The following is a 14050-nucleotide window of genomic DNA, read 5'->3' on the forward strand; positions in this document are numbered from 1 at the left end:
CCGCCAGCGTTTCGGGCAGGGGCAAAACGTGTCAGCGAAGTTGACGTTGTTCGCGCACCGCTGGCAGGGTCGATCCCGAGGGCGTCTGTACGCCGTTGGGGGATCGAGAGGAACTCTTGTGAGAACCAGAATACTTGCGCTGATCACGTTCACGCTGGCCGCAGTCTTGATCGGCACCACGCCGGCGCCCGCCACCACCGCCCAGACCGTGGAACTCGCCGCGCCGACCGGCAGCAACCTCCCGCCGTACGTCGCCGTCATCAAGCCGGTCACCGCGAAGCGGCTCGCTTCCAGCTGGCGTGAAGGCTGCCCCATCGGGCCCGATCAGCTCAGGCTGATCAGCCTGAGCTTCGTCGGCTTCGACGCCGCGGTGCACCGCGGCGAACTGGTCGTCCACGCCGATCTCGCGGTCGAGGTCGCCCAGGTCTTCGCCGACCTGTACTTCAACCGGTACCCCATCGAGCGGATGGAGACCGTGGACAAGTACAACTCCGACGACGACGCGTCGATGGCGGCGAACAACACCTCGGCGTTCAACTGCCGGCCGATCACCGGTGGCACCGCCTGGTCCAACCACTCCTACGGACGCGCCATCGACGTCAACCCCGTGCAGAACCCCTACATCTCCCGCAGCGGCAAGGTCTACCCGCCCAACGGCGCGCCCTACGTCGACCGCACCCAGAACGCGCCCGGCATGATCCACGCGGGCGACGCCACCGAGCAGGCTTTCACCACCCGCGGCTGGACCTGGGGCGGCTTCTGGGACACCCCGATCGACTACCAGCACTTCGAGAAGCCCTGACGCCCCGTTCAGAACTGATCAACCCAGATCCGGATCGCCTCGGCGGTCGTGTCCGCGTGATCGGTGAGCAGCGTGTCGTGGTCACCCGGCACGTCGACCGTGGAATGCGGCAACGGCCAGCGCGGCTTCCAGTCGCGTTCCGGGTCGGCCTGTGCCATCTCCGGTGTCGGCCCGCCGCGCACCAGCAAGGTCGGCACCGGAGAGGGCTCGGGACGCCAGCTGTCGAAGATCCTGCAGTAGCCACCACCCGCGAGCGCCACCACGTCCGCGGCGGGATCGTCGTAGAGTTCGCTGGGACGACGTGTTTCGGCGGCCAGCAACGCGAGCGCGCGGGGGTCGTCACGGGTCGCCACACCGTGGTCGGATTCCAGCAGCACCACACCTGCCGGAGCCTGACCGGTTCCGGCCAGGTGGGCTGCCAGAGCGTGTGCCACGAGGCCACCGGCGCAGTGTCCGATCAGGACGGTCGGCCGGTCCTCGGCCACCGCGCGCACCGAGTCGGCCAAGGTGCGGACGAGCGTGTCCACGTCCTCCGGAAGGCTCCGGTCGGCACCGAAACCGGGATAGCCCATCAGGAAGAGGTCGTACTCGCCCTCGAACCGCTTGCTCAGCTGGGCCGGCACCGGGTCGCCGACCGGGAGGTAGCTGGGCAGGTAGCACAACACCGGCTCGGCGTCCCCCGCCGCGAGCCGCATCGGCGCCACCACGTGCCGCACGCGCTCTTCGGTGGAGAACGACGGCAGCGCGTACGACGCCAGGATCCTCAGACCCATCGCCTTGACCGGGTCCTGGTCGCGCAGGATCCGGTGGTACAGCGCGGCCGGGCGGAGGTTCGGCGCCGGATCGACGGGGGCGGCACCGATCAGCAGGGACTGGACGTGGGTGGCGAGCCGCGGCAGGGTCGGGTGGTCGAACACCGTCGTCGGGCTCAGCCGCAGCCCGGTGACCGCTCCGATCCGGTTGCGCAGCTGCAACACCGTGAGCGAGTCGAATCCCAGTTCGGTGAAGTCCTTGTCCAGCGGCAGTGAAGCCGAGTCCGGGAAGCCGAGCACCGCGGCGACCTCGGCCCGCAGCAGCTCGGTGAGCACCGCGAGACGTTCTTCCGCCGGTACCTCGGCGAGGATGTGGCTCCAGGTGGCCGGTTCGGCGTCCGCCGCGTCGTGGACCAGGTCACGCAGGATCGCGGGGCCCTGTCGCCGCGCGTCCAGCAGGACGGGCACCAGCACGGGTTCGGCGGTGCGCATCGCCCGGTCGAACGCGGCCATGCCGACGGCCGCGCTCAGCGGGAGCACCCCGTCGTTCTGCCGCGGCGTGCTCCCGCCCATGCCACCGTCCGACTCCCACAGGCCCCAGGCGAGGGACCGGGCGGGCAGTCCGCGTGCGGTCCGGTGCCTGGCCAGCGCGTCGAGGAAGCTGTTGGCCGCCGCGTAGTTCGACTGTCCCGGCCTGCCCAGCACTCCGGCGGCCGACGAGTAGAGCACGAACGCCGACAGCTCCAGGTCCGCCGTGGCTTCGTGCAGGTGCCAGGCGGCGTCCGCCTTGGGGGCGAGCACCTCTGCGAACCGCTTCGGGTCCATGGCGCCCAGCACGCCGTCGTCCAGCACACCCGCGAGGTGGAACACCGCGGTCAACGCCGGGTCGCAGGAGGCGACGAGGTGGTCGACGGCCGCTCGGTCGCTGACGTCGCACGCCACCACGACGACCTCCGCGGCCAGCTCGTCCGCCCAGTCCGGTCGTTCACCGCGGCGGCTCGCCAGCGTCAGGTGCCGCGCACCGTGTTCGGACACGAGATGGCGGGCGAGGATCGCGCCCAGCGCACCGGTGCCGCCGGTGATCAGCACCGTGCCGTCGCAGTTCAACGCGAACGGGTCACCCTCCGGAGCGGATGCGCGGACCAGCCTCGGGGTGAGGAGCTGCCCGCCGCGGACGGACACCTGCGCCGCACCCGAGGTGATCGCGGTGTCCAGTGCGGCGTCCGATGCAGGGTGACCGCACAGGTCGACCAGCACCACGCTGCCGGGTTGTTCCTGCTGCGCACTGCTCACCATCCCCCAGACCGCGGCGCCGGCCAGATCCGGATCAGGGCCGGTGGCGTTGCGCGTGATCACGACGAGCGGGTCGGCGTGCGGCTTCTGCAGGCGGTCGAGAACGGCCGCGACCAACTGCCGGGTGCGTTCCGGCGGCGTTCCGGTCGCCTCGACGGTACGGGTGTCGAACACCTCGCCCGCCGGGACCGCGGGTGCACGTGGGACCGGGACCCAGTCGATCCGGTGCAGCGCGCGAGCAGCGACGCCGTCGGCGAGGGCACGACCGTCGAGGCGTCTCGTCACCAGCGACTCGATCTTCGCGACCGGCCTGCCCGCCGGGTCGGTGAGCCGGACCCGGACGTCGTCCGGGCCGTTGCGGGTGATCCGCACGCGCGCCGCCACCGCGTCGGTCCGGTGCAGCTCGACGCCGGTGAACGCGAACGGAACCCGCTGCTCCTCAGGGGCCTCCGCGAGCAAGGAGGCGTGCAGGGCGGCGTCGAGCAGGCACGGGTGCAGGGCGTGCGCGGCAACGGCCTGAGCCTCACCGCGAGGCAGGTCCACGTCTGCGAACACCTCGTCGCCAAGCGTCCACAATGCTTTGACAGCACGGAAAGCTGGGCCGTAGCGGTGGCCGCGCACGGCCAGTTTGCCGTAGCTGATGGGCACCCGTTGTGCGCCTGGGGGTGGCCACGTTCCGGGCGGCTCCACAGGAGACATCGCGGGTCCGGTGGTCGCGGAGGCGTGTCGCGTCCAGGCACCATCCGCAGCCGCCCAGATCGCGACCTCACGCCCGCCCACCACGACCTGGATCCGCGTTTCACCTGACAGCAGCAGCGGTTGGTGGACGACCAACTCGTCCAGGCGGGTCGAGCCGGTCGCCTGGAACACCATGTCCACGAAGGCGGTCGCGGGCACCACCACGTCGTCGTTGACCCGGTGGTCGGCGAGCCACGGCTGCGCGGAGGTCGACAGAACGCTGGTGTGGCGCACTTCCGGGCCGTCGGCGTCTGGTTGCGGCTCGCCCAGCAACGGCGTGCGGGCCTGGGCCGCCGGCGTTTGGTCGAGCCAGTAACGCTCGCGCTGGAACGGATGGGTCGGCAGGTCGCAACGACGAGCGCCGCTGTCCGCGTACACCGCCGGCCAGTCGACGGGGACGCCGCGAACGTGCAGGGTGGCCAGCGCGTCGAGCAGGGCGGCCGGCTCGTTGCCCGCAGGCACGGCGCCGTCCACCAGCACGGTGAGCGCCGCGGACGGGCCCACCTCGGTGTAGAGCGTGGCGCCGGCCTCCGTGAGCCAGTCGACCGCGTCGGCGAACCGAACCGTCTCGCGGGCCTGCCGCACCCAGTACCCGGCCTCGGTGAGTGTCTCGGACTCACGACGTCCGGTCAGCGTCGACACGAACGGCACCTTCGGCCGGTGGTAGGTGACCGACTCGGCGACCGCGCGGAACTCGTCGAGGACCGGGTCCAGCAACGGCGAGTGGAACGCGTAACCACCCCGCAGCACCTTGTGCGGCCGCCCGATCCGTGCGACTGCCGCGTCCACCGCAGCGGTGGTTCCGGAGAGCACCACACCGCCGGCACCGTTGACCGCGGCGATGGCGACCGGACCGTCGAGGTGTTGCGCCGCATGCGTTTCGGTCGTCTGCACGGAGACCATGACACCTGGCTGCATCGCGGCCATCGCCCGGCCGCGCGCCGCGACGAGCCGTACCGCGTCGGGCAGCGACAGTACACCGGCGACGTGCGCCGCGGCCAGTTCGCCGATCGAGTGCCCGACGACGTGCCCCGGACGGACACCGTGCGCGTCGAGCAACGCGCACATCGCCACCTCGAACGCGAACAGCGCGGGCTGGGTGTAGTCCGTGCGGTCCAGCAGATCAGCAGGCAGGTCGGCCAGCGGAATGTCAAATTCCTCGCACACAGACCGATACGCCTCACCGAAAGCGGGGAACGCCGCGGCCAGTTCCCGTCCCATGCCCGGCCGTTGCGCGCCCTGGCCGGTGAACAGGAAAACCGGCCGTGGGTCGTGTTGTGCGATCGCTCTGCGGACCAAGGGGTTTCCGGCGCCACGGGCCAGGTCACGCAGACCGGCGAGCATGTCCGCGCGGTCCCCGGTGAGCACGGCGGCACGGTGGCGCAGTGGAGCTCTGGTCGTGGCGAGCGAGTATCCGATGTCCACAACAGACTCGTCGGACAGCACGGACGCGATTTTGGCCGCGTGAGCCCGCAGTCCGGCCTCGTCGGCGCCACCGATCACCCACGGCGCCGTGACGAGCGTCAGCGGGGGCCGGGCGTCCGGTGCGGGTGGTTCCTCGATGATGACGTGCGCGTTGGTGCCGCCGATGCCGAACGACGAGACCGCGCCACGCCGGGGCCGCTCCCCCTTCGGCCACGACGCGTGCTCGGCGACCAGCCGCACCGCACCGGCAGACCAGTCGACGTGGGGCGAGGGAACGTCCGCGTACAACGACTTCGGCAGCTCGTCGTGCCGCAGCGCCCAGATGAGCTTGATCAGTCCGGCCACCCCGGCCGCGGCCTGGGTGTGCCCGAGGTTCGACTTGACCGAGCCGAGCAGCAGTGGGCGGTCCTCCGCGCGATTCCTGCCGTACGTGGCCAGCAGCGCGGTGACCTCGACCGGATCACCGAGCCTGGTCGCCGTGCCGTGCCCCTCGACGACGTCCACATCGGACTCTTCCAGGCGCGCATCCGCGAGTGCGAGACGGATGACTTCCTGCTGCGCCACCGTGCTGGGCGCGGTGAGCCCGTTGGAGGCACCGTCGGAGTTCACCGCGGACCCGCGCAGCACGGCGAGCACCGGATGGCCGTTGCGGCGCGCGTCCGCCAGCCGTTCCAGCACGACCACACCCGCGCCCTCGGCCCACCCGGTGCCGTCCGCGCCCGCCGAGTACGAGCGGCACCGGCCGTCCGGGGACAGGGCCCGCTGCTGGCTGAACGCGATGAAGGACCGCGGGGTGGCCATCACCGTGGCTCCACCGGCCAGTGCCAGCGAGCACTCCCCCGCGCGCAGTGCCCTGGCTGCCAGGTGCAGGGCGACCAGTGACGACGAGCAGGCCGTGTCGATCGTCATCGACGGACCGCGCAGGCCGAGCACGTAGGAGATCCGCCCGGAAGCGACGCTGCCCGCCGAGCCGAGCACCAGGTGGGACTCCATGTCGGGCAGGTCGAGCCGGGACTCGTAGCCACCGTGCATCAGTCCGACGAAGACGCCGGTGTCCGTGCCGCGCAACGACGACGGCGCGACACCGGAGTGTTCGAAGGCCTCCCAGGCGACCTCCAGGAGCAACCGCTGCTGAGGGTCCATCGCCAGTGCTTCCCGCGGTGAGATCCCGAAGAACGACGGGTCGAAGCCCGCCACGTCCCGCAGGAACCCGCCCCGGCGGGTGTAGCTGGTCCCGGCCCGCTCGGAGTCCGGGTCGTACACCGAACCCAGGTCCCAGCCACGGTCGGTGGGAAAGTCTCCGGTCGCGTCGACACCGTCGCGCACCAGCCGCCACAGGTCCTCGGGTGAGCTCACGCCACCGGGGTACCGGCAGCCGATTCCGACGATCGCCACCGGCTCGGCGGGGTCGTGGTGAACGGCCACCCGGTCGGTGGCGTCGACGGCCGCACCGCCGCCCAGCAGCCCGGTGAGGTGCGCCGCCAGTGCTTCGGGGGTCGGGTGCTCCCAGACCAGGGTGGCCGCCAGCCGCAGCCCGGTCCTCGCGGTGAGGCGCTGCCACAACGTCGTCGCCTGCAACGACGTGACGCCGAAGTCGGCGAACGCGGTGCGCGGATCGGGCCGGGTGCCGTTGATGGCTTCGAGCTCGTCCAGTACCAGTTCGAGCGCCGCGGCGCGGCGTTCGCCGGGTGGCCGCGCGGCGAGCGACTCGGCGACGTCCGTGCGCGCCTGCACCAACGAGTCGCGGAGCACGCGGCGTCGCGGCTTGCCGGACCCGGTGCGCGGAATCGCCGGAATGAACAGGACCTCCTCCGGGACCTTGTGCGCGGACAGGACCTCAGCGCAGGCACCGAGCAACGCGGCCGGGTCGACCGCATCGTCCGCGGGCACCACGAACGCCACCGGCGCCTCGCCCGTGAGCGGGTGTGGTCGCGCGACCACGGCCACGTCCTGGACGCCCGGCAGACCGAGCAGCACCCGTTCGACCTCGGCCGGGTCGATCTTGTGCCCGCCCCGCACGATGCGATCGCTCACCCGCCCGGTGACGGTGAGGTGCCCGTGCGCGTCCAGACGCCCCTGGTCTCCGGTGCGGTACCACCCGTCCGGCATCGCCTCCGCGGTCAGTTCCGGTGCGTTGTGGTAACCGGAGATCAGCCCGGGGCCGCGCACCCAGATCTCGTCGTCGGGACCGGTCAGCCGGACCTCGACGCCGGGGATCGGCGGGCCGCTCGTGCCGGGCACGCGTGGCGCGCCCACCGGTTCGACGGCGATCATGCCGCACGTCTCGGTGCTGCCGTAGCAGTCGTGCAGCGGTGCGCCGAGCGCCGCTTCGACCTCCGTGCGCAGCAGCGCGTCGCTGGGAGCGCCCGCCGTCAGGCAGATCCGCAGCGACGGTGCCTGCGCCAGGCCGGTGGCGAGCAGCTGACGGTAGGTCGCGGGCACACCCGCCAGCACCGTCGGTGCGAAGCTGCTGATCAGCGCCGCCACGGCGGCCGGATCCCGGCGGGTGCACACCCGCGCGCTCGCGCCGGCCACGACGATCCCCAGCAGGCACAGGGAATGGGCGAAGCTGTGCGACATCGGCAGCGGCCAGAGCAGCCGGTCCCGCTCGGACAGCCCCAGCACCGGCCCGTAGCAGTGCACCGGTGACCACAGGGCCGCACGCTGCGTGGAGACCGCCGCTTTCGGCGTGCCGCCCGTGCCGGAGGTGTAGATCAGCCACGCGGGCTCGTCGAGTCCGAGATCGTCGCGCGGCCGCCCCGCCGTCTCGGTGGCGAGACTCTCGAACTCCACGACCCGGTCGTGGTCGAGCGTCTGCACCCGATCGGTCACGACCAGGGCCGGTTCGCAGTCGGCGATCAGCGCTGTCAGTTCCGCATCCGTGTGGTGTGGACTGATCAGCACCCCGACCGCCGCCGCCCTGGTCACGGCCAGCAACGCCTCCACCAGCGCCACACCGTCACCGAGCACGAGCGCGACCCGGTCGCCGCGGCCGACACCGAGCCCCGCCGCGAGGCCCGCGGTCCTGGCCTCCAGCTCACGCCAGGTCACTGCCCGGAAATCGTCCTCGTACGCGACCTTGTCGCCGTGCAGGCGAGCGTTGTCTTTCAACAGCTCAGGAAGAGGACGAACAGGCACGCGAACCCCCGATGAGTTTCTACGGCTGTGAACGCCGCAAATCCCATGTTGCCCGAATCTCGCTAACGTGGGACGAAACAGCACGGCTTCAGGGGGAACAGCGGCATGACGTACGACGTGATCGTCGTCGGTGGCGGCCCGGCGGGCTCGACCGCGGCCACAGTGGTCGCGATGCGCGGACACCGGGTACTGCTGCTGGAGAAGGAGTCCTTTCCCAGGTACCAGATCGGCGAGTCCCTGCTGCCGTCCACGGTGCACGGTCTGTGCGGCCTGCTCGGCGTGACGGACGAGGTGGAACGCGCGGGCTTCACGCTCAAGCGCGGAGGCACCTTCCGCTGGGGAAGCAATCCCGAACCGTGGCAGTTCAGCTTCGCCATGTCGCCTCGTGTGCCCGAACCGCAGTCGACGGCGTTCCAGGTGGAACGGTCGCGGTTCGACGAGATCCTGTTGCGCAACGCCGCCGCGAACGGCGTGGAGGTGCGGGAGCAGTGCGCAGTCCGCGAGGTGCTCGAGGACAACGGCCGCTGCACCGGAGTCCGGTACGTGGACGCCGACGGCACGACGCACACCGCTCATGCGCGCCACGTCGTGGACGCGTCCGGGAACACCAGCCGCATCCACCGCACGCTCGGCGACCGGATCCAGTCCGACTTCTTCCGCAACCTCGCGGTCTTCGGCTACTTCGCCGGTGGCGAGCGACTCCCGGAACCCCAGCGCGGCAACATCTTCTGCGCCGCGTTCGACGCGGGCTGGATCTGGTACATCCCGCTGCGTGACGACCTGACCAGCGTGGGCGCCGTCGTGTCACCGGAGCTGAGGTCGCTGGTGCAGGGAGATCCGCGCGAGGCGTGGACGAACCTGATCGCCGCCTGCCCGGAGGTCGCCGCGAAGCTGGAGGGCGTGCCCACCGCGACCGAACCTCCGTACGACCAGGTCCGGGTGCGCAAGGACTACTCGTACTGGAAGGAGAGGTTCTGGGCTCCTGGCATGGTGCTCGTCGGTGACGCGGCCTGCTTCGTGGACCCGGTGCTCTCCTCGGGCGTGCACCTCGCCACCTACGGCGCGCTGCTGGCCGCCCGTTCGATCAACAGCTGTCTCGACGGCGAGCTGGCGGAACAGACCGCGTTCGCCGAGTTCGAGAGCCGCTACCGCCACGAGTACTCGCTGTTCTACAAGTTCCTCATCTCCTTCTACGACATGCACCGCGACGAGGGGTCCTACTTCTGGTCCGCGAAGAAGCTGACCGAGGTGGACGCCGCGGAGACCGCGGCCTTCGCCGAGCTCGTGGGCGGGCTGGCTTCCGGCGAGTTCACCTCTGCGGACGTGCGCACCGAACTCAGGACCGCGGCCGCCGACCTCGGCCGGAGCGTGGAGGAACTGGCGGTCGCGGCCGACGGGACCAACCCGCTGTACTCCTCGCGCGTCGTCGGCGAGACGTTCCAGGAGGGCAGGAACCTCCAGGACGAGGCCCTGCACGGACCAGCGGCCGACGACCGCGGGAGCGGTCTCGTGGTGAGCAAGGACGGACTGAGCTGGGAGAGGAGGTGACCTGGTCCTCGTTCCAGACGGGACCTTTCTCCAGCTCTGGCGTGCTCGGCGCGGTCGTCTACGGTCCCCGAAGCCGGAACCCGCACCTGGACCGCGGTTTCCCCGAGTTGACCGTGCACGCGGTGGCGGACTCCGCGGACGCCTTCACCGAGGTCTGGCACACCGACCGGCCGATCGAACGCGGCACGCTCGACGGAGTGGTGCACGCCCACGACGGTGAAACCCTCTTCTGCGCGGCCAGGATCGACTCTTCGGACGACTGCGCGGAGGCGGTGCGGGCCGCCTACCTGACCGCCCTCGGCCTGACCAGGACGCTGGACCACCAGCGAATCTTCCGGATGTGGAACTTCGTCGAGAACATCAACGGCACGAACAGCGAGGGCCTGGAGGTCTACCGCGACTTCTGCCGGGGCCGGGCGCGGGCGTTCCACGAGTTCGGGTTCACCGACGAACGACTGCCCGCGGCCACCGGTGTCGGGGCACTCGGCGGCGGCATCGGTTTCTGCCTGCTGGCCGGCCGTTCCGCGCACAGCGTCACCATCGAGAACAGCCGCCAGGTGCCCGCCTACCGCTACCCGAGACGCTACGGCCCCTCCTCCCCAAGCTTCGCCCGCGCCACCCACGTGGCAGCGGGCAGCGGGGCGTCCATCTACGTGTCCGGCACCGCCAGCGTGGTCGGACACGAGACCCTGCACCGCGGACAGATCGCCGAGCAGTGCGACGAGACGCTCGCCAACCTCGAACACCTGCTGAGCGCGGACAACCTGGCCCGGCACGGGCTGCGGCCAGGCAGGCGGCTCGAAGACCTGCGCAACATCAAGGTCTACGTGCGCAACCGGCAGGATCTCCCGGCCGTGCGGGAGATCTGCGCGAAGGCGTTCAGCCAGGCCGCCGACATCGCGTTCCTCAACGTGGACCTCTGCCGCTCCGATCTGCTCGTCGAGATCGAGGGGATCGTCTTTCCCGGCGTCGAGTTGCCCGCGTCACATCGAGTGGAAGTTGACACCGGTGTCAACACATAGCGTCGAACTCGTCCGTGATTCGACGTTCCAGGAGCTGTTCACGATGAGCAAAGCGTTGGGGTACAAGGCTTTCGGCGAGGCCGACGTCCAGGAGTACTTCGAGCGGCCGGATCCCGTGCCCGGTCCCGCCGAAGTCCTCGTCCGCGTCACGGCGGCGGGAGTGAATCCGGTGGACCACAAGCTCCGGTCCGGACACGCCCCCGCGTTGAACGGCCACCTGCCCTTCCCCCAGGTCCTGGGAGTGGAAGCGGCAGGAACCGTGCTCGCGGTCGGCGAGGAGGTGACCGGCCTGGCCGTCGGCGACCGGGTCACCGGGTTCGCCCTGACCGGCTCGGGCACGTACGCGGAAACGACGCTGCTGCTCGGCGCCGCCACCGCCCGCATCCCGGACGCACTGCCGGACACCTGGGCGGCGACCGTTCCCGTCGCCGGCACCACCGCGCTGGACGTGCTGGACCAGCTCGACCTGCCCGCCGGATCCTCGTTGCTGGTCAACGGGATCGGCGGCGGCGTCGGCATCGCGCTGGCCCAGCTCGCCCGGGACCGAGGCCTGCTCGTGACGGGTACGGCGAGCGCGGCGAAGCAGGATCTCGTCACGTCGACCGGCGCGTCCTTCGTGGACTACACCGGCGGCGGCGTCGCGGACCGGCTCCGCGCACAGGCCCCGGAAGGCTTCGACGCCGCGGTGGACAACGTCGGCGGCGAGTCGCTGCGCGAGATCGCCCCGCTGGCGGCGAAACTCATCTCCGTCGGCGACCCGTCCGTGACCGAACTCGGCGGCGCGATGGTCCACCGCCGCCTCGACCGCGCAGGCCTCGAGCGCGTCGCCGAGCTGATGGTCACCGGAAAGCTCGACCCGCACATCACTCGGACGTACCCGCTCGAACGCGCACACGAGGCGTTGGCGCTCGTGGAGTCGTTGCACGCCACGGGCAAGGTGGTCATCGACCTGAGCCTCTGACCACGCTCACCCGGCACCGATCCTGGCCCGGTGCCGGGTGTTGATCTCGATCAGCTCGTCGAGGACGGCCCTGGCCTCGACGAGCCGGGCGATGTCGGCGGTCAGCCGCTCGCGCTCCTCGTGCATCGTGGTGAAAGCGTCTTCCGCGACGTCCTGGGCGTCACTGTCCACGCACGGCAGCAACCGGGCGATCACCTTGCTGCTCAGCCCCGCGTCGAACAACCGGCGGATGATCTCGACCCGTTCGACCTCCGTCGCCGCGTAGTGCCGCTGCCCGCCGACGGAGCGCGTGCTGTGCATCAGCCCCTGCTGCTCGTAGTACCGCAACGAACGAGCGCTGACCCCGGTCAGCCGGGCGAGTTCCCCGATCTTCATCGTTGCGGCGGAAGACGTCGTGGTCACGACAACCAGCCTACGGCGTGGCGGTGGACAGGACACCGTGCTCAGCAGCCCCGCTCACGGCATTTCAGCGTGTGGATCGGGTCTCGGGCGACGTGCTTCATCATGCGGTTCGTCACTTCGTTCAGCTTCGTCACGCCGTTGCCGTTCACCCGCACCATTGCCGCCGGGTCCCCCTTCGTCGTCGCGGTCGGCGGGCCTTGGGGAGGCAATCCGCACGTGGTTCCACGGTGCTGCAGCTGCTGACCACCATCGTGGCGAGCATCCACCCCAGGCTCTGCGCATCCGCCGAAGTCAGCAACTCCGCTCGCTCGTGTCTGCGTTTCACACCGCATGATGATCGGCACCACGCCGCGGACGGTACCGCCCCTGTCCAGCCGATCCTGTTCCCGCGCCGGTGTCCAGTCGCCAGACGGCTCGCTGATCACCGCCAGGTGGCGGGCAGTTCCAGCCAGTAGGCGGAGGGTGCTTCGACGGCCCGCACGATGTAGTGGTCATGGCGACCTCGGACGGCGAACGACGTGCGCTGCCGCGAAGGCGGGCTGCGGCCCCGCCGAGCGGGACGGGTGCCATTCCGAGCATGCCGGACGGAGTGGTGATCGCCGCCGCCGGCTCGGAATCCTGATCCGATCCGGCGGCCCAGGGTGGGTACTGAGCCGCGCCACCTGGTTCGGTACCCACCCCACCCCACTGCGACACCACGTCCTGGCCCGCATCCCTCGGACTCTCCGACTCGGCTGTGAGCACGCGCCCCAGCCGGTGACCGTGCCCGCCAGTCCCGAGGTCCGTCCGCCACGAGGTGCAGGTTTCGAACCCACAGCGTTGATCACGAGACACAGCACGACGGAGAGGTGAGGGAAGCATGGCGATGACGAGACCTTCCCACCGCTTCCTCCGCCGGCTCGACCAGCCGGGCGTGTGGCTGGTCGTGGCCGCGCTCCTGTACTCGTTCTGGCTCCTTGAACTGGCGCTGCCGACCGGTCTGTCCTTCGTGGACAGTTACGTGAGCGAGCTGCTCGCCGACGACCAGCCGTACCGGTGGGTGTTCCGCGTCACGGACGCCCTGGCCGCCTGCTGTCTGCTGCTCGCCGCCCGGTGGATGCGCGGGCGTCTGGTCATCGTCTCCGTGCTCGTTTTCGTCGCCGCGACCCTCGCCGACACGGTGCTGTCGCTGGACTGCGCGGCGAGCGTCGACGCGCTGTGCCGCTACCGCGAGGCCACCGGATCGGTGTCGCTCGGGCACCGGCTGCACCAGGTCACCAGCGTGCTGACGTTCGGCAGCGCCCTCGCGGCCGCCGTCGGTCTCGCGCGGAGCACCCGCTGGTGGCACGCCGGGGTGGTGGTCACGCTGCTGGCCACGACGGGTGTGCTGTCCGCGGTCCTGGTGAACCAGCCGGGTGCCGGGCTGGTGCAACGCGTCCAGCTGCTGACCGTCGCGGCGGGACTTCTGCTCGGGGCTCGGGCGTGCTCCTCCACCTGGGGGTCCTTTGTGGAACCCGACCGACCGGCGGGTCGGCTCCAGCCGGGTAGCGGGGTCGTTCCAGACGCCCGGCAGCTGCGAAACTCCGCCGGCGTCCGCAACACTTGTGTCATGGAAATCCGGGAAGACGTTGCAGTGAAACGGAATTTGTCTTCTCAAGTGATGATGTCCGTTGCTGCACACAAGGAGAAGACATGGCGATTTCCGGTATCTTCAGCGCACTCTTCATCGGGTTGATCATCGGCGCACTGGGCAGGCTGGTCGTCCCCGGCAAGCAACGCATCCCGATCTGGCTGACCGTCCTCATCGGCATCGTCGCCGCACTGATCGGCACGTTCGCCGCCAACGCACTCGGCGTGGGTGACACCCGCGGCATCGACTGGATCGAGCTGATCATCCAGATCGCTCTCGCCGCCGGCGGCGTCAGCCTGGCGGCAGGGCTCTACGGCCGCAGGCACGCCTAAAGCACCCGTCCCGAAGTCTTGTCCGTAA

General features: G+C 70.5%; 9 protein-coding genes. 6 read left to right on the plus strand and 3 right to left on the minus strand.

Annotated features, from left to right (window positions below; all coding sequences use genetic code 11):
• The first annotated feature begins 118 nt into the window (after positions 1-118).
• Positions 119-802: a M15 family metallopeptidase gene (locus ACFOWZ_RS05690; protein ID WP_382369820.1), complete on the plus strand. Its 684-nt coding sequence runs from the start codon at positions 119-121 to the stop codon at positions 800-802.
• Between the two features lie 8 nt (positions 803-810).
• Here the strand turns inward: ACFOWZ_RS05690 and ACFOWZ_RS05695 are convergent, their stop codons facing one another.
• Positions 811-8121 (minus strand): SDR family NAD(P)-dependent oxidoreductase, encoded by a 7311-nt coding sequence (locus ACFOWZ_RS05695; RefSeq protein WP_382369823.1) that lies wholly within the window; start codon positions 8119-8121, stop codon positions 811-813.
• 132 nt (positions 8122-8253) lie between these two features.
• Between ACFOWZ_RS05695 and ACFOWZ_RS05700 the strand changes: the two genes are divergently transcribed.
• The 3 genes from ACFOWZ_RS05700 to ACFOWZ_RS05710 are packed head-to-tail and all read left to right on the plus strand — an operon-like array spanning position 8254 to position 11679.
• The gene (locus ACFOWZ_RS05700) at positions 8254-9696 is read left to right on the plus strand and encodes an FAD-dependent oxidoreductase (RefSeq protein WP_382369826.1); all 1443 of its coding nucleotides are present in this window, start codon (positions 8254-8256) and stop codon (positions 9694-9696) included.
• Positions 9693-10718, plus strand: coding sequence for an FkbO/Hyg5 family chorismatase (locus tag ACFOWZ_RS05705; protein ID WP_382369829.1), 1026 nt, complete (start codon positions 9693-9695; stop codon positions 10716-10718). Before ACFOWZ_RS05700 ends, ACFOWZ_RS05705 begins: the two co-directional genes overlap by 4 nt.
• A 43-nt stretch (positions 10719-10761) precedes the next feature.
• Positions 10762-11679 (plus strand): NADP-dependent oxidoreductase, encoded by a 918-nt coding sequence (locus tag ACFOWZ_RS05710; RefSeq protein ID WP_382369832.1) that lies wholly within the window; start codon positions 10762-10764, stop codon positions 11677-11679.
• 6 nt (positions 11680-11685) lie between these two features.
• On the opposite strand, the gene ACFOWZ_RS05715 is transcribed toward ACFOWZ_RS05710, so the two are convergent.
• Positions 11686-12081 carry a MerR family transcriptional regulator gene (locus ACFOWZ_RS05715; protein ID WP_382369835.1) on the minus strand — a complete coding sequence of 132 codons (396 nt, stop codon included), beginning with the start codon at positions 12079-12081 and terminating at the stop codon, positions 11686-11688.
• Between the two features lie 41 nt (positions 12082-12122).
• On the minus strand, positions 12123-12428 hold the full coding sequence (locus tag ACFOWZ_RS05720) for a hypothetical protein (RefSeq protein ID WP_382369838.1): 306 nt from the start codon (positions 12426-12428) through the stop codon (positions 12123-12125).
• Between the two features lie 518 nt (positions 12429-12946).
• Between ACFOWZ_RS05720 and ACFOWZ_RS05725 the strand changes: the two genes are divergently transcribed.
• Positions 12947-13795 carry a DUF998 domain-containing protein gene (locus tag ACFOWZ_RS05725; RefSeq protein ID WP_382369841.1) on the plus strand — a complete coding sequence of 283 codons (849 nt, stop codon included), beginning with the start codon at positions 12947-12949 and terminating at the stop codon, positions 13793-13795.
• The gene (locus tag ACFOWZ_RS05730; RefSeq protein ID WP_382369844.1) at positions 13753-14022 is read left to right on the plus strand and encodes a GlsB/YeaQ/YmgE family stress response membrane protein; all 270 of its coding nucleotides are present in this window, start codon (positions 13753-13755) and stop codon (positions 14020-14022) included. Before ACFOWZ_RS05725 ends, ACFOWZ_RS05730 begins: the two co-directional genes overlap by 43 nt.
• Positions 14023-14050 lie beyond the last annotated feature (28 nt).

Origin of the sequence: Lentzea rhizosphaerae, from assembly GCF_042649515.1 — a bacterium.
GTDB lineage: Bacteria > Actinomycetota > Actinomycetes > Mycobacteriales > Pseudonocardiaceae > Lentzea > Lentzea aerocolonigenes.

What these genes read in the sequence shown, in the direction of transcription:
- ACFOWZ_RS05700 (WP_382369826.1), top strand. Translation starts at nt 8,254, where the DNA reads ATGACGTACGACGTGATCGTCGTCGGTGGCGGCCCGGCGGGCTCGACC.
- ACFOWZ_RS05710 (WP_382369832.1), top strand. Translation starts at nt 10,762, where the DNA reads ATGAGCAAAGCGTTGGGGTACAAGGCTTTCGGCGAGGCCGACGTCCAG.
- ACFOWZ_RS05725 (WP_382369841.1), top strand. Translation starts at nt 12,947, where the DNA reads ATGACGAGACCTTCCCACCGCTTCCTCCGCCGGCTCGACCAGCCGGGC.
- ACFOWZ_RS05730 (WP_382369844.1), top strand. Translation starts at nt 13,753, where the DNA reads ATGGCGATTTCCGGTATCTTCAGCGCACTCTTCATCGGGTTGATCATC.